Origin of the sequence: Shewanella sp. LZH-2, assembly GCF_016859145.1 — a bacterium.
GTDB lineage: Bacteria > Pseudomonadota > Gammaproteobacteria > Enterobacterales > Shewanellaceae > Shewanella > Shewanella xiamenensis.
On sequence record NZ_CP069350.1, the window covers coordinates 2,049,106 to 2,068,797 of the forward strand.

At 46.9% G+C, this 19,692-nt stretch carries 13 protein-coding genes; 4 read left to right on the top strand and 9 right to left on the bottom strand.

Annotated elements, in window-relative coordinates; translation table 11 throughout:
- Nucleotides 1-38: 38 nt before the first annotated feature.
- From ptsP to JM642_RS09195, 4 genes are all read right to left on the bottom strand, one after another.
- Nucleotides 39-1,742 carry a phosphoenolpyruvate--protein phosphotransferase gene (gene ptsP, locus JM642_RS09180; RefSeq protein ID WP_037418258.1) on the bottom strand — a complete coding sequence of 568 codons (1,704 nt, stop codon included), beginning with the start codon at nucleotides 1,740-1,742 and terminating at the stop codon, nucleotides 39-41.
- Between the two features lie 29 nt (nucleotides 1,743-1,771).
- Entirely contained in the window at nucleotides 1,772-2,029 is a 258-nt protein-coding gene (locus JM642_RS09185; protein WP_011072255.1) for an HPr family phosphocarrier protein, read from the bottom strand.
- Between the two features lie 23 nt (nucleotides 2,030-2,052).
- Nucleotides 2,053-2,448 (bottom strand): ACT domain-containing protein, encoded by a 396-nt coding sequence (locus JM642_RS09190; RefSeq protein ID WP_172590834.1) that lies wholly within the window; start codon nucleotides 2,446-2,448, stop codon nucleotides 2,053-2,055.
- Between the two features lie 209 nt (nucleotides 2,449-2,657).
- Nucleotides 2,658-4,295 carry a methyl-accepting chemotaxis protein gene (locus tag JM642_RS09195; RefSeq protein ID WP_037431210.1) on the bottom strand — a complete coding sequence of 546 codons (1,638 nt, stop codon included), beginning with the start codon at nucleotides 4,293-4,295 and terminating at the stop codon, nucleotides 2,658-2,660.
- Between the two features lie 342 nt (nucleotides 4,296-4,637).
- On the opposite strand from JM642_RS09195, the gene JM642_RS09200 reads away from it, so the two are divergent.
- Together JM642_RS09200 and JM642_RS09205 are read left to right on the top strand one after the other, a co-directional pair.
- On the top strand, nucleotides 4,638-5,363 hold the full coding sequence (locus tag JM642_RS09200) for a DUF3334 family protein (protein ID WP_047537307.1): 726 nt from the start codon (nucleotides 4,638-4,640) through the stop codon (nucleotides 5,361-5,363).
- Nucleotides 5,364-5,672: 309 nt separating this feature from the next.
- Nucleotides 5,673-6,713, top strand: a complete 1,041-nt coding sequence (locus JM642_RS09205; protein WP_172590833.1) for a LacI family DNA-binding transcriptional regulator — start codon at nucleotides 5,673-5,675, stop codon at nucleotides 6,711-6,713.
- Between the two features lie 108 nt (nucleotides 6,714-6,821).
- Here the strand turns inward: JM642_RS09205 and JM642_RS09210 are convergent, their stop codons facing one another.
- Complete coding sequence (locus tag JM642_RS09210; RefSeq protein WP_172590832.1) at nucleotides 6,822-7,460, bottom strand: 3'-5' exonuclease; 639 nt, start codon at nucleotides 7,458-7,460, stop codon at nucleotides 6,822-6,824.
- 528 nt (nucleotides 7,461-7,988) lie between these two features.
- Here JM642_RS09210 and JM642_RS09215 point away from each other — a divergent pair.
- Both JM642_RS09215 and JM642_RS09220 read left to right on the top strand, forming a co-directional pair.
- Nucleotides 7,989-8,534 (top strand): heme NO-binding domain-containing protein, encoded by a 546-nt coding sequence (locus JM642_RS09215; protein WP_172589225.1) that lies wholly within the window; start codon nucleotides 7,989-7,991, stop codon nucleotides 8,532-8,534.
- A complete protein-coding gene (locus JM642_RS09220; RefSeq protein ID WP_203433534.1) occupies nucleotides 8,527-9,462 on the top strand; it encodes an ATP-binding protein in 936 nt (311 codons plus the stop codon). The genes JM642_RS09215 and JM642_RS09220 overlap by 8 nt, the downstream gene beginning before the upstream one ends.
- Here JM642_RS09220 and JM642_RS09225 read toward each other — a convergent pair.
- From JM642_RS09225 to recC, 4 genes are read right to left on the bottom strand one after another with little or no spacing between them, the layout of a single operon-like run.
- On the bottom strand, nucleotides 9,459-9,851 hold the full coding sequence (locus JM642_RS09225) for a hypothetical protein (RefSeq protein WP_239000497.1): 393 nt from the start codon (nucleotides 9,849-9,851) through the stop codon (nucleotides 9,459-9,461). The two genes, JM642_RS09220 and JM642_RS09225, sit on opposite strands and share 4 nt — an antisense overlap.
- 55 nt (nucleotides 9,852-9,906) lie before the next feature.
- A complete protein-coding gene (recD, locus tag JM642_RS09230) occupies nucleotides 9,907-12,072 on the bottom strand; it encodes an exodeoxyribonuclease V subunit alpha (RefSeq protein ID WP_203433536.1) in 2,166 nt (721 codons plus the stop codon).
- The gene (gene recB, locus JM642_RS09235) at nucleotides 12,069-15,869 is read right to left on the bottom strand and encodes an exodeoxyribonuclease V subunit beta (protein WP_203433538.1); all 3,801 of its coding nucleotides are present in this window, start codon (nucleotides 15,867-15,869) and stop codon (nucleotides 12,069-12,071) included. Before recB ends, recD begins: the two co-directional genes overlap by 4 nt.
- Nucleotides 15,869-19,642, bottom strand: coding sequence for an exodeoxyribonuclease V subunit gamma (gene recC, locus JM642_RS09240; RefSeq protein ID WP_203433540.1), 3,774 nt, complete (start codon nucleotides 19,640-19,642; stop codon nucleotides 15,869-15,871). Before recC ends, recB begins: the two co-directional genes overlap by 1 nt.
- Nucleotides 19,643-19,692: the final 50 nt, after the last annotated feature.

A 19,692-nucleotide genomic window follows, 5' to 3' on the forward strand; every position in this document is an offset into this window, starting at 1 on the left:
TGTGTTGGTCTGTAAAGCAGCATAACCAATTAAATGTACTATTTACAGTTTGTTATACACTGTTGCAGATCTGAAATTCTATTTTGCTGCATCGCAGTGTGCGCTAACGCAGAAAATTTCGCCAGTTCACCTTGGCAAATGGCTGCTTTCACTTCTAGTAATGAGCTTAAGTTAACGCTGAGTTCATCCAGCCCCATTCCCACGAGTAGCGGAGCGATGTGTGGCGAGCTGGCTAATTCACCACAGAGTGATACTGTGACCTCGGCTGCTTTGGCTTGAATGATTGTCATGTTTATCAAGCTTAAAATCGCAGGTGAAAGGGAAGGGTAATCCCGTGTCAGTTGTGGGTTGGTGCGGTCTGCTGCCATGGCATATTGTGTTAAATCATTGGTGCCTATGCTGACAAAATCCAGCCTTGGTAGCATAGAGGCTAAATTCAACACCGCCGCGGGCGTTTCTACCACTATGCCATAACTCAGTTCACCATAGCCTTTTTCTTCGTCTTCGAGGGCATCCTGGCATTCGGCGATAAGCGTAAATATCTCATCTAACTCTTCGACTTGATTGACCATAGGAAACATTAAGCGAATCGGACCGTGATTTGCTGCCCGTAAAATGGCACGAAGTTGGGTCTTAAATAATTCTGGGTGCGCTAAGGTGTATCTCACCCCACGTTGTCCTAAGGCGGGATTATCTTCTATGTCTTGGCATAAACAGGGGAGTTCTTTATCGGCGCCAATATCTAAGGTTCTGATCGTAAAAGTTTTACCACCTAGAGCATGCAGAGCCTCGCAGTAAAGATTGTACTGGGCTTTTTCATCCGGCAGGGTGCTGGTATGCATTAACATAAATTCAGTGCGGAATAAGCCTATTCCATCGGCCCCTTCATCTTTGACGTGGGTGATCTCATTCAAATTGCCGACGTTTGCCAACAGGCGAACCTGATGTCCGTCCTGTGTTTGAGCCGGAACATCGCGATAAGCTTGAAGTGCCTGACGTCTTGCTTGTTCATGGTGCAGGGTCACGGTTAAACGAGCTTGTTGCTCAGGCTCCGGATTGACATAAAGCGCTCCACTTATTGCATCGAGCACTAATGGGGTGCCATTAGGGATGAGCTCTGCATCGAACTGACAACTTAAAATAGCGGGTATACCTGCTGCACGGGCCAAAATAGCGGTATGACTGGTGAGTCCACCGGTTTTAAGCACAATACCGCTGATGTGCTCTTTAGGGAGCAAGGCAAACTCTGCTGGGGTGAGATCCTGTGCTAGCAGTATCGTCGGTTCACTCAGGTGAGTTAAACCTTGGTCCAAACGGCCATTAATCGCGGTGACTATGCGCTGGCCAAGGCATCGAACGTCTTGGGCACGATTGGCTAAATAGGGATCGTCTAGGGACTCGAGTTCATTGGCTTGATGGGCAAATATTCGCTCAACGGCAACACTGGCGGAAAGTTGTAAGGTGCGAATGGCTTCTTTGACTTGTTCTATCAGTTCTTCATCATCAAGGAGTAATAAATCGGCTTCAATCAGTTGGTAGTTTTCACTGTCAGGATCGAGCTTAGTTTGGCTTAGACTGAGCTGTTGTTTCAGTGTTTGTAATGCCTTAAGAAACTTACTTTGTTGCTGCGGGATCCTAGAGAGCGGAATTGGGCGATAGTCGAGGTGGTTTTCGCAATGATTAAGGTGTAAAGCCTTACCGAAGGCTATACCCGATGACACAATAATCCCCGTTATCGACATAGTCATTCCTAATGATGTTGGGCGGTTCGCTAACTTAAGGTGATTAACAAGGTCGAGACTTTTTCAACGGCTTCCTGCGCCTGCTCCCCCTCGGCGAAAACTCTCACGGTAACACCATGGTATAAACCTAAAGTTTGTAGCTTAAATAAGCTCTTAGCACTGGCTTGCTTGCCGTTACATTCTACCAAAACGTCACAATCAAAGGTTTTCGCTTCTTTCACCAATAATGCGGCTGGGCGAGTATGAATACCATGTTTCGCGGTGATAGTGACAGATTTTTCGTACATAGTGGCTTAACTCTTTATGAATATTATGGCGCTTCGTTCGACTCTATAATCTTATAACCGGCCTTTTTTAAGGCAGCAATGGCGCCTTGGAGGCAATTTTTCTTCACGAGAATATAGTCAGTATCAAAGGTTGAAAGGGCGAAAATACTGATTTGCACATCGGCTAAGGTGCTGGCAATTTTCGATAAAATACCCGTTAATGAAAATCCTAGAGGGCCTAACACTTCTAGACAGCTCCAGTTAGTTTCTTGCTCTAAGCTATCAAGCGAAAGCTCACTAGGCACAACCAAGGTCAAACCTTCTTCTGTTTTGCAGATAAAATACACTTCTTCAGCAAAAACTTCGGTAGGAATTTGCGCCTTAGGGCTAAAACTGTGAATGGTATATTGCCGGGTATGTACGGCTAAGGTCATACGCATAGGCGGTTCTCCTTTGGCGAGGTGAATGCAAGTTAGGAGTTTACCTTATAACATGGATTCCTGTTTAAAGGACATGGTTCTCAACTTCATCCTCAATCCGCCTGCATTTCGTATGTTCGGGTTGATTGTGTCGTTTCATTAGCTAATTTTAAAGGAAGAGAGGACGTTTTTATACGTCCTCTTGTTTGCTATTGAAAACATTCGCTAGGTTAGATTTTAAATTGCCCTAAGGTATGGGACATATCCTGGCTAATATCCTGTAATGATTGTGCTGCTCGGCTATTACTGTCATTGGCTTTTACAGACACTTCGGTTAGCTCTGAAATATTACAGATATTACGGTTAATTTCCTCTGTCACGAGGGATTGCTCTTCTGTCGCACTCGCTAACTGAGTGTTCATATCGCTGATGTGGGCAATTAGCCCCAGAATTGCGGCCATGGCTTGCCCAGCCTCTTGAGCCTTAGCTTGCAATTCTTCTGATTGATGTTGGGTTTGGCTATTGCTTTGCATCACAGAGCCCACACCGGTTTGAATTTCAGAGATAATTTTTTGGATCTCATTGGTCGAGTCTTGGGTGCGATTGGCTAAGGCTCTTACTTCATCTGCGACAACGGCAAATCCTCGGCCATGACTACCCGCACGAGCAGCCTCAATGGCGGCATTAAGTGCCAACAAATTGGTTTGTTCAGCAATGCCCCTAATCACATCCAAAATACTGCCAATTTGACCAGAGGCTTGTCCCAATTTTTGAGTGATTGCTTCTGATGCTTTCAGCTCTTGGACCAACTTCTCTGTATCGCGCACCGTATTGTCAATCACAGCTTTACTTTGCTGTGCCTGATTTTTCACACTGGTGGCGGCATCTGCGGCCTGCTGGGTATTGCTCGCCATCTCATGGGTCGTAGACAGCATTTGATTAACTGCCGTTGCTACGCTACCGGTTTCACGGTGGATATGTTCCGCACTTTGGTTCGACTCCTCAACGGCAAGCATTAACTGTTTAGCATCGTTGTCGAGCGATTTTCCTAGGGGTTGCAAATGTCCCACCATATCGCCAATTTTTTGGGCAAAAAGGTTAAAGGCTTGGGCGAGATGAGCAACTTCATCTTTGCCTTGAGTGCTTAAACGCTGGCTTAAGTCGCCTTCGCCTTGAGCGATATCTTCAAGGGCTTCAATAGCATCATTCAATGGTGAGGTAATCGAATGATTAAGAACAAGGAAAAATGCAAAAATAGGTACAGAAATCAAAAACATGATAATCAGATAGTCGATCATCACATTGTAAAGACTCTCTTTTACGTCACTGAGATAAGCCCCTGTGATCACAGTCCAGCCCCATTGTGGGTAGTAGCGGGCTTCGGCCAATTTGTCCTCAACAATTTTTGAAACAGGATTAGCAATCGGATATTCCAGCATGGCTTTGTCATGTTGCCGAGCTTGAGACAGCATCGTAGTCAGCGGATTAGTGCCATCGGGGAGTGTGAAATTTTGTGCAGAGGTACCGATTAGGCTGGCATTTTCACCATGGGCTAGGATTTGGTTGTTGTCATCAATCAGAATAAAGTAACCAACCCCGGCATAACGGGTTTGGTTAATGAGGTTCGCAGCAGCTTTTTGAGCCTCTTGCTCGCTCATTTTTCCGTTAACAGCATCTTGGCGATAAACGTCTATCACACTGAGGATACTGCCAAGTTGACCATCGATTTGTAACCATTTTTGTTCGATCAAATTACTGTATTGTTCTTTAATCGAAAAACTTGCAAAACAAACAGTTCCAATGGCCGCCATCACTAACATCATCATTAGACGTTTTAAAATGGTGAATTGGCGCAAAAAAGTGATCATCTGGAGTCCTCGGGCGCAAAAATAATGTTCAACAATATACCTGCGAATGTTTTTTAATAGAATATTAGCGGGTTAAATTTCATATAAACTGGTAAACAATATGGGGTTTCTTTGATCTTAAGCAGGATCTTTGCAGGCCTTCTCCTGAGTGATGATTTTATGGCTTATTTTGAGGATATTTCATCAGTCTAATCGCATGTGATGAAGTATTTATTAAATTCAACAACTTACCATTTATTAACAAATTCAATCATGATAACTATATCTAATTAGTTGTTTTAATTTTGATTTTTTACCGTTTTACGCGCAAGATTAATCAACTGTTATGTTTGAGAATCAATTATGACTACAAATACGATTGTGACTTCTGACGATATATTGTTGAAGTTATGCCACTCTGTTGCCCATGTATTATCGAGTACCAGCGCAAGCCATGTGAGCCATGCTGGTATGGTACAAAGCATTACCCGTACCCGCTTAAAACCTGACTTAGGATGTTTTTCGATTTTTGATGGGGGATTTTCAGGGCTTGTTGTTATTAACTTTTCCGCTGCTGCGGCTATCGAAATCTACCGTCGCTATATGCTCAATATGGGCATGCCTGAAGAGGAATTAGCCTTTTCCCATACTTCCGATGAAGTGGGTAATGTGATGGGGGAGTTAATGAACCAAATCTTAGGTGACTTTATTAATAAAGTCTCTAAGGAATTACAAACTTCCATCAGCCAAAGTCAGCCAAAAATGTTAACGATAAACAAAGAGTTGACTATCTCTATTGATGCAAACTTGGATGATGCTGTAGCAAGGCGAGTGTCCTTTAAAACCGAAAATAATCACATTTTCTACCTTGAATTTGCGATGGATAAGACCGAGTTTATCAAACTGGATGAGTTTGAATATGATGAGGAGTTTGACCCTGATAGCTTACTCGAACAGCACGGCGTGAGTGGGACGCAAGCTTCAAATGTTGAAAGCACTCCTTGGAGCCGAATGGCGGACAAGCCCGCGATAAGTCAACATCATACCAATGTGGACGCCGATGATTTACTCGATGAATTAGGGATTTAACTTCTATCTGGTTAAGAGAAAATAAATGCGACTCAGCTAATTATTAGTGAATGCAAAGCTGTGAATAGCGTTAGCGTTTTTTTGAAGCATTTATTTTCTCTAGTCTGTGTTTTTAGTCACACAATCATAAGCCGCATTATCGTGGTTAAGCACCCAGCGTTAAGGTGTGCGGTTAAGTTAATTTAGCTTTCAATAGGTTAAAGCAGATTAACTCGGTTAACTTGTTAGACAGTTGTAAACCCTTCGGCTATACAAGTCATTAGAACTGTTTTAGTATCCCCCAAAATAATAATTATGGTGACCTCCGTTATGGCATCGAAAGCGACCTCAATTGATATTGCTTATCGTGCTGGTGTATCCCAGTCTACGGTTTCCCGAGCCCTCAGAAATAGCCCGCTTGTCAACTTAGATACCCGTCAGCGGATCCAAGCAATTGCAAAGGAACTTAACTACAAGGTTGATAAAAACGCCAGTAATTTGCGTACCCAAAATAGTCATACTCTGGCGCTGTTATTGTGTGAAGACCCGACTAATGATGATTCCCTTATCAACCCATTTTTTCTGTCGATGTTAGGCTCAATAACACGGGCAACTGCGCAACAGGGGTATGATTTACTCGTTTCATTTCAACAGCTTTCTAGCGATTGGCATGCCGACTACGAAGACAGTAATAAAGCTGATGGCATTATTTTGCTGGGCTACGGCGATTATATGGATTACGAGCAGAAGCTTGAAAAGTTACTCGCTCAGCATACTCACTTTGTGATCTGGGGCGCCGAGCATAACAATAAATCCGTATTATCCATTGGTTGTGATAATCACCAAGGTGGCCTGATAGCCACTGAACATTTGATTTCCCTTGGCCGTAGCGCTTTTGCCTTCTTAGGTGACGCCTCTAGTCATAGCCCAGAATTTAGGGATAGATATTTAGGTCATGTCAAAGCCTTACAAACCGCAGGATTACCAGTGGTGGCTGAGCGGCAAATTTCAGCCATTAGCACTGAAAGTGCTGGTTATGATGCGGCGATGGCATTAATAGAAAAAAGGCTTACGTTTGATGCGATTTTTGCCGCTAGTGATTTGATTGCTATTGGTGCCATTCGCGCCTTAAAAGAGAAGGGGATATTAGTGCCAGAGCAAGTGGCTGTGGTGGGCTATGATGATATTCCTGTGGCAAGTTTTGCTAATCCACCACTGACAACCATCAAACAAAATACTCAGTTAGCGGGTGAGATTTTAGTCGAGAGTTTGCTCAAGCTTATTCGCGGTCAGGCGGTAGGCCCTCAATTAATCCCAACCACCTTAGTCGTTCGCAGTTCCTGCGGGATTGACCACGCATTGCTAGGATAAGCTGTCTCTGTATTGATTTACGCGATTAAGCCAAGTGTTTGCTAGCACTTGGCTTTTTATGACAAGTTTGGCTGGTGTATGGTGTAAACTTGGTCAACGCTGAGTGGATTAACCTCTGGCATATTGACGCAGAAACTTAGGCACCTCAGCTTTACTCTTGCGCATCACTTTTTGCATTAGACTGAAGGGTGGTTCGGCTATTGCAAAGTCCTGTTTCAGATCCGCTAACATTCGTAGCCACAAGTGTCCCGTCATTTCCGCATCAGCAAGCGCGCGGTGAAAAGTCCCCTCGGTCGGCAGTTGTTTATAGCGTACTAAGGTTGCCAGTTGATGATTAATCGCCTCTGGGTACAAGCGCCTTGCCAACAGAAGAGAACAGCCAAACTGGCCAGAATATTGGTGACCAATTTGAGCAAATTCAGCATCAAGAAACCGCTGATCGAATGCGGCATTATGGGCTACCAAATGGTGCTTGCCGATAAACTTGGCAAATCGTGACATTACCTCGGCGCAGGGCGCTGCACGTGACAGCATTTGATTGCTGATCCCGGTGTAATCTTCAATAAAGGTGTTTATCCGAAAACCTGGATTCATTAATTCTGAAAAACGCGCAGTGATTTGGCCCTGTTCAATCAATACCGCCCCAATCTCAATAGCACGAGCGCCTTGACTGGGCGAAAGACCCGAGGTTTCAAAATCGAGGACCACAAGGGTATTAGCGGGCGAGTGGGCGGGTGTTTTAGGCATAAAAGTGACTACTTATTGGTATGGCAATGTTTGTAATATGCGTTTGTTGCATGGCCTATTTCACAGTTGGTGGCATATTAGACTAAACAAAAGTGGCTATCCATCAGATAGTCAAATTGCGATGCAATTTTTACTGGCATAAAGGGCGCGATAAGCGCATTTAGCGCATCAACAACCCTTGTATAACAGGATGCTGCATTGATGGACGTCGACTTATACTCCTGTTGATTTTATTCAAGAAAAGAGACGCAAGTTCGCATCTGTGTATCTAAATCAACATTTAACCAGTGAGTGGTAACGCTTCACGAATAGACCTGCTGCTAAGGGTTATTATCGACGATGTTATTAACGGCTTGGCTATGACGTCATTACTTGATGACTTGGGTTTAGAAACATTCAACACGCCCTAGCAACTTCGCATAAAAATACTGGTGAACATTAAGATTGCTGCTATTACTTTATAGGTAATGTATAGGACAAATGTGACACTCGCCTGTTAGCTCGACTTGGTCACCCCATGAGGTGTGTATGAAAGGAATTATTTTTAATGTGCTTGAAGATATGGTCGTGGCTCAGTGCGGTATGTCAGTGTGGAACGATTTGTTGGAAAAACATGCTCCTAAGGATCGCGTGTATGTGTCTGCCAAAAGTTATGCTGAGTCAGAGTTATTTAGCATTGTTCAGGACGTGGCTCAGCGGCTTAATATGCCAATACAGGACGTAGTCAAAGCATTTGGCCAGTTTCTGTTTAATGGACTGGCCTCACGCCACGCAGGTGTTGTTGAACATTTTGAAGATTTTACTTCGTTAGTGATGGGGATCCACGATGTGATCCATTTAGAAGTCAATAAGCTCTACCATGAACCCTCATTGCCGAATATTACTGGCCAGCACTTGTCAGAGAATCAAATTGCGTTAAGGTACTCATCCCCCCGCCGACTGTGTTTTTGTGCTGAAGGATTGCTGTTTGGTGCCGCAGAGCATTTTAAACAAAAGATCCAGATCACCCACGATACTTGCATGCATACTGGCGCCGATCATTGTATGTTAATCATCGAGTTACAAAATGACTGACAGCGAAAATCCTTACTACGCAGCCTATCTGCGGGAAAAAAGGGCAAGGCAAGAGGTGGAGCAGTTGCTTGAAGACAGTACTCGCCAACTTTATGAGAAAAATCTGTTGTTACAGCAACAAATCGATCTGATTAAGCAGCAACAACAATCAATTATTCAGCAGGAGAAATTAGCATCACTTGGCACAGTGGCTGCTGGGGTTGCCCATGAGATTAATAATCCACTTGCATATATTCTTTCAAATGTCAGGAGTTTAACCAGCTACGCTCAGGACTTATTGGCGAGTATTGATGCGGGCGATAAACAACAGATTGATCAGGCTCAGCTACAGTTTATTAAGGAAGATTTGCCTGAGCTGGCAAGCGATACTTGCCAAGGTTTAATGCGTATCAAAGATATTGTTAACCATTTACTCTTTTTTGCTCGAACAGATTCAACGGGGAAGTCCTACATTCAATTAGCCGATGCCCTAGAGTTTACCCTTAAATTATTGCGACCAATGCTTAATAATGTTTTGATAAAAAATGAGATTTCTCATGTGCCTATGGTTTTATTTAATGTTGGCGAACTCAATCAGGTATTAATGAACATTATTGTGAATGCTTATCAGGCCTGTAGTGTGGTCGATGATAGATCTGCTGCAATAGAGCTTTACCTCACCCAATCCGATACAAACATATGCTTAAGGGTCGTTGATAACGGCTGCGGTATGGATGAGTATACCCTCACAAGAATGTTTGATGCCTTTTATACCACTAAACCCGTTGGGACTGGGACCGGAGTGGGAATGTCTATTGTGCTTCAAATTTTGCGTCAGCACGATTGTACGATTGACGTCGCATCTGAGTTAGGCAAGGGAACTGAGGTAAAAATATATTTTCCAATCGATCCACAAGCGGTTTCAATGTCGTCTAGCGCTAAAATCTAAATAGGGTAGTTTGCTTCGAGATTGATCTTCAGTCCTAATTGATAGGCGTGATCTTGCATAAGAGATGTCATCAACTCGGTATCACGCAACTGAGATAATAAGAGTGGCCGGGCTTCCCATCTTGGTGCATGGCCAGCATCATTCAAATGAGCAAGGTACACACGTTGCTGGCTCTGATGCAGGGTAAAAAAACGCATGTTACAGTGTTCAGCAATTGATAAATAAGGCTCAAAATCAAGCTCATACACTTGCATTGCCTCAAATTCAGACCAACGAATATAGCGTGTGCTTTCATAGTATTGCGCGGGTAACTGCGCCTCAGGCTTGATGCTATCAAATAAATTGATGACATCTTGCATCTGTTGCAGTTTTATCATTGTTTGTTCCATCAACTCCTTGCTCCTTTTTTTTGCTATTTTTATTTATTAATCAATTTGTTAAATGTTAATTGATTATCGACTTATCGCGCCAGAGTCTATCCGCTAAACCTGAGGCGCGCTGGGTAGCTTGCAAGCTAGCACGCTCGAAGACTTGCTGTGTACCTAAACAGCTAAAGTGTTGTTTTGCACGGGTAATAGCAGTGTAAATCAGCTCTTTGGTGAGCAATTGCCACTGAACGAGACTAGGATTTGGCGGGAGCACTAGGGCGACTCGATTAAATTCACTGCCCTGACTTTTATGTACCGTCATGGCGTAACAGGTTTCGTGGCTAGGTAGCCTTGCGGGTAGCACTTTAAGCAGTTCGCCATCGGCTTTGATAAAGTGGGCCATCAGTCGGTCAGCTCTCTCTTCATCCTGCAAAATCAAACCAATATCGCCGTTAAACAGACCTAAGTTATAGTCGTTGCTTTGGATGATAATCGGGCGCCCGAGGTAAAATTCCTGCTGCGGCTGAATAAGTTTGGCCTGTGCTAACGCCTTCGTTACCGCAAGATTAATCCCTTCGACACCATAATCGCCAGTTCGCATGGCGCACAAAATGCGATATTGATTAAATTTGGCAATCGCCTCCATGGCGCTTGGCGGGCAAAATGGCTCACTCGTGTGTATTGTGGTGGCGTGCGTTGGTTGTAATAGGCGCAAATAGTCACCGTATTGCTCACAGGCCTGTGCAAGTAGTGCTTTAAGTCCGGTATTACTGCTAGGTTCACTGATTTTTGCTTGAGTTTGGCTGTGATCTACGCTGTGTTCTAGCCAGGTTAATTCGGCCAGCCCTCTTTGCCATACCGCTAAAATGCCCGCGAGATCGGCACGGTTGACTGCGCTGGCCAGCAAGCCAATCCCCGCATCGCCTTTAAATCGATGGCTGTGGGTTAACATACACAGGCTATCGCCAATTTTAGGCTCAGCGTGGATAAAGGGGGTTAAATTAAAGCCCGTGAGCGCGGTTAATTGTTCGGCCTGTGCTTGGCTATAACGCATTTTCCATTCGGTATGTTGAGTCGAGGCTTGCTTAAGTCCGGCGCAAATATCGGCAAGTACGGCGCCTGCCTCAACTGAAGCGAGTTGGTCCTGATCCCCTAGCAATATTAAGCCTGCGTGTTCCGGCAATGCGCTAAGCAGCTTGTACATCATAGGTAAATCGACCATGGAGGCTTCATCCACAATCAAAAGATCGAGCCGTAATGGGTTGCCTTGATGATGGCGAAAATGCGCTGAGTTGGGGATGACACCCAGCAGGCGATGTAAGGTTGATGCCTCTTCCGGTACTTGCTTAAGCGCAGCTAACAGGGCTTGGGTTTCGTGGTTTTGCGCCAGTTCGTTTGTCGCTTGAGTCTGCTTCAGTTCCTGCTCGAGTCTGGCTTTAGAGGCCTTAATGGATTCACTTAAACGGGCGGCCGCTTTGCCCGTCGGGGCGACAAGTCTTATCTGCTTTGGTGTACCTAATTGTTGTAACAACAGCAATTTAGTCACCGTGGTGGTTTTACCTGTACCGGGGCCACCAGTTATCACCGCCAGCTTTCTACCGAGCGCAGTAGCGGTGGCGACCTTTTGCCAATCGATGTTTGCTTCAACGGTGTGGGTTGCGCTTGGAAATAAGCAATCCAGTTGCCTGCGTAGTTGTAAAAGTGACTGATTATCCGATGCTAAAGGCTGCGAGGGCGTTAACGAAAGCGCCGTCGCTGATAACCTTGTTAAGGCGCTGGCGACTTGGGTTTCAAAATGATGATAACGCTCAAGATAGAGTCTACCATCTTCAAAAATCAGTGGTTTATTGCTATTTGGTGCACCAATGGCGTCAAAGTGTTGCAGTGCGTCAATCAGTTCAGTAAGGCTTAAACGGATTTGACAGCGGTTTACTGGCTCTGCCATCGGATTGGTTGGCACTATATATTCGAGCACTAGACAAGTATGTTGGGCCGACAGTTGCTGACTCAACAGGGCGCACAGCAGCATAAACAGTGGCTCTTGGGCGTCATTGGGGTGAAGACGGGCCATCTCGAGGGCAAAATGGCGATCAAGTGCAGTGATAAGCCGCTCTTTTTCCCAATATTTGAGCAACTCAGCCAGTGGTGCTTTAAGTCTCAGCGCGCCTGTATTGTACCAATTGGCTGCAAGGGCTGTGGCGTTATTCATTTCGGTGCTATTCATTTCGGTGCTGTGGTTCATGCCATCGCTCCGGTATGTTGTTGACTCATATGGCTTTCATCTTGGCTGCGGTTAAACAGCGCATCTAAGGCGAGAATGAGCGCCTTAGGTGGCTTATCGTAGTAAACCCCAAAGCCGGGATACTGAACCGACATTCCCCGTAAAAACAAGTAATAACAGCCGCCGATATGGATATCGTAGTCATAGTTTGGCAGTCGCATCGCCAAATAACGATGCAGGGCGAGGGAGTAGAGAATATATTGCAAATCGTACCTATGATCGCTAATCGCCTGCTTAAGCGCTCCATAATGGTAAGCCTGAATCGTGTCGCCTAAATGGTTTGATTTATAGTCGGCGATATAAAACTTACCTTGATATTCAAAGGTTAAGTCGATAAAGCCCTTGAGCATGCCCTGTAATTCATCAAAATGCAGCGCGGTATCGTAACCAAATTGCCCGAGGAGTTGATTAAGCTCTGCATCTCTTAATCGATTTAAAGGCAGGTAAAACTCCATCTCCACTAAGGTGTGTTGCGGCGCGAGCGCGGCTAAACACAGCTCGGGATTGATGAGCTGATTATCCTGCGCCATCAATGCCAGCGGTGCCTGTAAGACCTCAAGGTACCAATCCTCTAATACACTTTGCCATTCGGGGGCAATACCGTATTGCAACATAGCCTTAGGTAGCTCTCGCGGTAAGTCGGTTTGAGCTTGGGTAAAATCAATTAACTCAAGCACTAAGTGCATAAAACTCCCCGCGTTGGCGCCGCGCTCAAAGCTAAAGCGATTGAGTAGCGGTAGCTGCGGCATATCAGCGCTATCTTGCCATGAGGATTCACTTAGGCTATTGGCAGGTTCTGCGCCAAATACCGCGCTAACTTCATCATCGGCGCCCGGACTGGCTTTGGCGTGGGGTGCATTTTTGATTAAGCCAGAATAACTGCCTACTCGCCATGGGGTGCGATACTGACGGGTGACGTTACGGGCATTTAAGGTGTGGGATTGCATTTCACCCGTGTGCAGCTTGCTATCAGCAATGTTGTCAGCAACACACTCAACGCTGATCGCTTGTGCATTCGACTCAACACCATTAAGTAGCGTCTGCGCCGCATTGTGTAGACGAGCAAAATCACAGTCGGCATCGGTAATGCCTAAAAGGTAACCGATAGCGGTTTCATGCAGTTGGCTTTTGATCCCGGCTTTTAATATCCGGCTATGGTTAGCAATGTACAAATAACACAGGTACACGGGGCGGGTGAGCGCCACATAAAGTAGGCGAAGATCTTCGGCTAAGGTTTCTTGCTTTGCCTGCTCCCAGCCTTCGTCTGTGCCTTCAATATCCCATACCAGCTCCTGTGTCCCATCCGCATCGGTTCTGTGATAGAGCATGGGTGTCGGGCGGCGGCGATTATCCCGCGCAAGGCTAACAAAGGGGATAAAACACACTGGGTATTCCAGCCCCTTACTTTTATGGATAGTCACGATTTGCACCAGATTTTGCTCACTTTCAAGGCGAAGCTGCTGCTCATCTGTCCCTGTATTATCAATTAGTTGCTGCTCATACCAATTGAGTAGGGCACTGATGCCATCAATCTCAGTGGCTTTTTGCTGCAACAGCTCGGCTAAGTGGCGAAAATCTGTTAGTCGCCTCTCGCCATTACTCGCCTCATCGGGCTCTTCGCTATCTTGGTCGGCAGTGGCTCTAACGCTGGGTGTTTGCAGTAGGCGTGCCACCATATGGGTAGCGTTGGCTAAGCTCAGCAGCGCCGGCATAATGCCGCGCTTTTGCCAGATCTGATGTAGCGCAAAAAACTGTTCGAGCAGCATTTGGCGCTGCTCTTCATCTTGGTTAAAGGCATGAATTTGCTCGGCACTATAGCCAAGTAGCGCGGTGGCGAGAGCGCTGCGCAGGGCGCGCTCATCCTTGGGACTGGCCAATGCGCGCAGAATGAGCGCCATTTCCCGCGCTTCAACGGTATCAAACACACTATCGCGGCTTAAAAATACCGCGCCAATCTGGCGTTTACTGAGCGCCGTTTTCATGACCGCAGCTTCGTTTCTATCCCGCACTAAAATGGCAATATCTTTGGCAATTAACGGCCCTTTTGGCGTATGGCATTGTCCATTGGCGGCCTCTGTGAGTAAACGGGTGATCTCGGCGGCGGTATCTTCGGCCAAGGTTTGTCTGGCGCTGGCTTTATTCAGCCCCGTTTCGCCCTCGCGTAACAGTTTTAACCGCAGTGCGGCACTATTGGCTGTACTTTCGACTAACAGTTTTGCTGCCGCACTGGCGGGTGTTTTTACCCTGTCAAAGGGAATCGATTGACTAATAAAAGGATTGGGATGCTGGGCAAATAGGTGATTCACTCCCGTCACCAGATTACGACTCGAGCGATAGTTAGTGTCGAGAAAATAGTGTGCTTGGGTTTGCCTGCGCGCCTCGATATAGGTGTAAATATCGGCGCCGCGAAAGGCATAAATCGCCTGTTTGGGGTCACCAATCATCAGCAGGCTTAATTTGCTATCCGTGCGAGCCTTGGGTTCGACAGCCGTCGAATTTTGCGCTTCAATCCCCAAACGGGTTTGATAAATCCCCGAGAAAATCGCAAATTGCAAAGGATCGGTATCTTGGAATTCATCGATTAAGGCCACAGGGAAGCGACTTGCCACCGCTTTGGGCAACGTGTCGGGATTGGCCTGCATCGCCGCGGCTAAGGTGGTCAGCAAATCATCCGGTGTCAGCACATTTTTAAGCTGTTTTTGCTTAGCAAACCGCTCGCTGATCCCTTGTTTGGCGCTGAAGAGAAATGCGGGTTTAATCGCGTTAATCAGCGTGGCTAATTGCTCCATATGGTCAAGCAGCGGCGCCTCGCTCGCGCTTGGGAGCACGCCGCCTTTATTCAGCTTAAGCTCGGATAGTGACAGCGACTCGAGCACTTTAAGCGGCGGCAAGCCGTGGCCAAAGGCTAAGAAGTTGTCCAGTTGGTCGAACATTTCCGCCAATTTGGGGTAATTGTCGCTCGCTTTACCAAAGCGCTGGCCATTAAGTGGCAGGCTATGAAGTAACTCTAACAGCGCGTCGCGGCCACGCGGCCAGGCGAGTTTAAAGCGTTGCACACTCTGGCTTAAGGACTCAGCCAAACGAGCAAAGGGCTGCACGGGTTTAAGCGGTTTTACTTCACTGGCACCGAGCAAGGCCCGAAGCTGCTTGACTAAACCATCGGGATCGCCAAATTCGCTGGCAATAATCTGGGCTAAATATTCCGGCAGCGGATAGCAGGCTTCACGCCAAAAGTCCCGTACCGCATGGTGCAAAAACTCGCTGTCGTCTAAGGTAAAATCTGACTCGAACAGTAAAGAGGATTCGAAGGCGAGATCGGCTAAGATCCGTTGGCAAAAACCGTGAATGGTAAAAATGGCCGCTTCGTCGAGGGATTTGAGCGCCAAGTCGAAGCGTCTAAGGGCGATGGCGCGCTCAGATTCTGGGGTTTTATCGTACAACGCCTGTACAAAGGGATCGTTAATTTCGAGCCCTAAGAAACACTTAAAAGCCACTTGTATACGGCGGCGAATTCTGTCCCTTAATTCTTCGGTGGCGGCATTGGTGAAGGTTACTACCAGAATTTGTTCGCAACTCAGTGGTTCGCTTAAGCCATCCCCAAGCAGTAGTCGCAGATACAAGCCCGAAATCGTATAGGTTTTACCTGTGCCCGCACTGGCCTCTATCAATCGGCTACCACCAAATGGCAGGGTGAGCGGATCTAACGGCAGCGCCTGTGATGTAGTAGGAAGGATCATATTATTTGATAGTTCACTCATTACTGCGCTCCCTCTGATGTGGCGGCTTGTGGTTCTGCATTGAGCACAAACTCCTCAAGTTGGGCGAGGGTGTCTTTATGGTACAAGCTCAGCATGGGTCGATAGATCTCGTCGGCCAGTTTGCCAAAATTTGCTTCGGTGAAATCCTGCGGAAACCGAAATAGCCGCTGGTAATGGGGATCGGTGCCTTCGCCAAGCTCACCTTGTTCGTCCAGCCATTCGCTTTGCGCCGCCTCTAGCCGCACACTGTGTTGACTATCGTGCTGGCCATCAAGTTGACTGGTTTCATCCTCATTGATCTCTGCACTGGCGTAGGCAAGGGAGGTTTTGGGCATAAAACACAGCGGATGCAACTGTCCCTGATAAAAATACTGTAACAAGTGAGCCAGTTGATCATGGGCCTGCTTTGGCGCAATCGGCGAGAGGGCGTGAAAATGCCCCATATCGAGTAGATAGCTAGGTTGTAGATGATCGCTAGGCTGAGTTAGTCCTGCGGCCATTAAACATAAATGGCGCAGATACAGCGCTAAAATATCCCGCCCATGGGCACTGCCGGGGCGACAACTGACCAAGCCTTTTGGACTGATATCATCAATCCGACCTTCGAGGATCACGCGCTTGGTTTTTACCTGATTCCCTGCGTTCTGATGAGGTAACTCAAAGGCGAGCCGAATATCCGCATGGCGCGGGGAGACATCGCCACGCATAAATAAGGTTCTGCCGACAAGCGGCGCGATATCATGGCTATATTGGCGCAGCAGCAGATCATCAAAGGGCTGCATGGGTAAATTACCACTGGCTTTTAAGCGTTGTAATAGTTCGCTACTGGGCTGCGCCTGTCCTTGTTCAGCGCCTTGTTCAAGCGCATCATCGAGCAACCTTGCCTGTAACAGATAACGCTCAAGCGCATTGAGGCTAAAGGGCTCATCATTATCATCCGCTTGAATATTCAGGTTTAAATCAACCTTTAGTGTGCGGTTAAAGAAATATTGTGCGGGATTGCGAAAGAATCGGATAAAAGCGGAGATATCGACATGGTCTTCTTCGCTTAGTGGCTCAACATCTTGTTGAATATCATTATCCCCAATCGTGTCATCTTCGAGCACAATCAGCGTGTTGGCATCAATAAAACGACGCTGGAGTGATTGCGTGCTGATGTCCGGTGGGCACCATTGCTGGCTGTAACTTTGTTTTATCGCCTGCGCTTGCGGCTCTGTTGACTGATACAGTTTAGGATCAAAAGGTTGCAGCGGCTGGTGGCTTATAATTGTCTCAAGCAATGCCTGTTGGGCGGCTTCATTACCCACAGCTGGAGTTTCTGCTGTAAGCGATTCTGGCACATAACACAGCTGGCAATATTCAATCAGCTCGGAGACTAACATAGAGGGAATGCGCTCCGAGTTATCCCGCTCACTGCGGCCAATATAGCTGATGTAAAGCTGTTCCCGTGCCGAGAGTAGTGCTTCTAAAAACAAGTACCTATCGTCTAATCTGCGGGAGCGATCGCCTTTGCGAGCACCAAAATGTGCCATCAGATCAAAGCCCACAGGATGTTGCATGCGCGGATATATGCCATCATTCATGCCGAGCAGGCACACCACCTTAAATGGAATCGAGCGCATCGGCATTAAGGTACAAAAGTTTACGCTACCCGCCAGATAACGCTGGCCAACCCGTGACTCGGTTAAGCGTTGATTAAACCATTGTGCGAGTACTTCGATGCTTAAGTTTAAGGCGTTTGAGTGTAAGCCGCTTTGGTCTAAAAAATTGGGGTTAACGTCGTATGCCGTTGTATAGCTGTTAGCAGGGCTGGCGGCCAGTAACTCTTGCTCTAAGGTAGCAATGGCGTCGCGGATTTCCTGTAACTGTTCACGCTCATCCTCATCGGGGTCGTAAAAAGCATTTAACAGTTCAGTCAGTTCAAATAAACGCTGGCAAGGCGCTTGAGGCTGGGCTAATTGCAGCGTGGTTTCATCGAGGACTTCAATAAAGTTCAACAGTTTGCCAAGGGCCTGCGCCGATTGGCCTTCCACCCCTGATACCACTAAATAGCTCGGCGCCTGTGGGCTTGCTTGATACAAGGGGGCATCGTCCCTTAAGGCATAGCCCAAGATTAACCGTTTGATGCCAAAGGCCCAGGAATTTTGCTCAAAAGCGGGCACTCCCTGTTTAACACGGCTTTGCTCATCGCGCCCCCAACGCACACCGGCTTCATCTAACCAACGGCGGATCAGTGGTAGCTCGTCTTCTTCGAGTTGAAAACGCCGTAAAATCGCTGGCACTTCTAGAATGCTTAAAATATCGGTCAGTCCGAAGCGACTCTGATTAATATTGAGTAAATTCAAAAAGCTATTAATGAGTGGCGATTCCTGCGCCGCGCCGCGGTCGGCAATGGCGTAGGGGATATATTCGAGCCCCTGTTTGGCAGCAAACACCGCATCGATATAGGGCGCGTAGGCGGCGACATCTGGCATCATTACCACAATATCTTTGGGCGTGAGTTGGTTGTCGCGATCCAGTAGGTCGAGTAAATGATCGTGCAAGGTTTCGACTTCGCGCAGCGGGCTGTGGCAGCTCTTGATTTGAATCGAATGGTCGCTGTTTTTTAACACTCTTCGATTGGCAACATCTTGATATAGCTCGGCATCAGGCCCGAGTACGCGGTCGAGGGTTTGCATTTCTAATATATCGTATTGCACCCCAGCCAGCATGCTGGCATTGCTATGCGGATCGTTAGGATCGCCGCAGGGCTCGCAGTACACATCGTCGCCAAAATCGCAGTGTTCGGGCGGGAGTTCGAGCAGCATATCGAGTAATTCGCGTCCCATTTTGCCATTGTTGGCAAGCAGCGGATTGCCGACCTCGAGTTTATCTTCCCATTGCTCGGCCAATTGGCGTTTGCCTGCATATTGCAACGCCATTCGCGCTCGATGCCGTGGGTCGATAATATCGCCCCAATAATGTTGGCAGGGGCTGAGGTTAAGGATGATGACATCAATTCGGCCCGCGAGCTGGTGGAGCACGTCTATGGTTTGTGGGGCCATAGACGAAATGCCAAACACAAATAAACGCTCAGGCAATTTGGCAATGGAATGGGTGCTATCTGCCAGCGCGGCAATTAAATCCTGATGTAAATTGGCCCTGTGGTAATGGCTTTGACGCAGCTCGTCACGGTTGAAGGCAATCAGCGCCCGCCAAAGAATAGGTTGCCAGCGTTGTTCCTCATTTAATTTGAGTGCATCGAGTGGTTCATTAGCTTCCCATGCGGCAATCCAGTCGGGGCGGTAAACTAAATATTGGTCGAAGATATCGGCGATACGGCCGCAGAGCTGATAAAGCTTAATATTATCGGCGGCAATTGAGTTTGACGCTTCAAGTTGATTATTTGTTGTGCTCGAGTCGGGGCTGCTTGACTCCATATGACCTAAATAATGCCGCAGTGGCCCAAAGGATTCCTCCTCAAGTAGGCGAGGCAGTAGCTGCATTAATTTCCAGGTCATTGCCGCTTTAGTAAAGGCGTTTTCCTTGGGGACATTGGGGAGTAAATCGTGGCACAGTTGCCAAATAAAACTGGAGGGCAAAGGGAACTCAAGCGCGGCGGCAATGCCATTTTGTTTTGCAATTTCAAGGCGTAACCAAGTCGACATCCCAGGGCTTTGCACCAAAATATGCTCGCTTTGCAATAACGCCGTGCCGGGTAGTGGTTGGCGCAAATATGCAGCGAGATGGGCACAGAGCACTTCCATTTGGTTGGATTGGATTAACTTCAGCATATTCGACTCACGATTTGGGATTGCTGTTATGCATAGCAAACGGGCTTGGC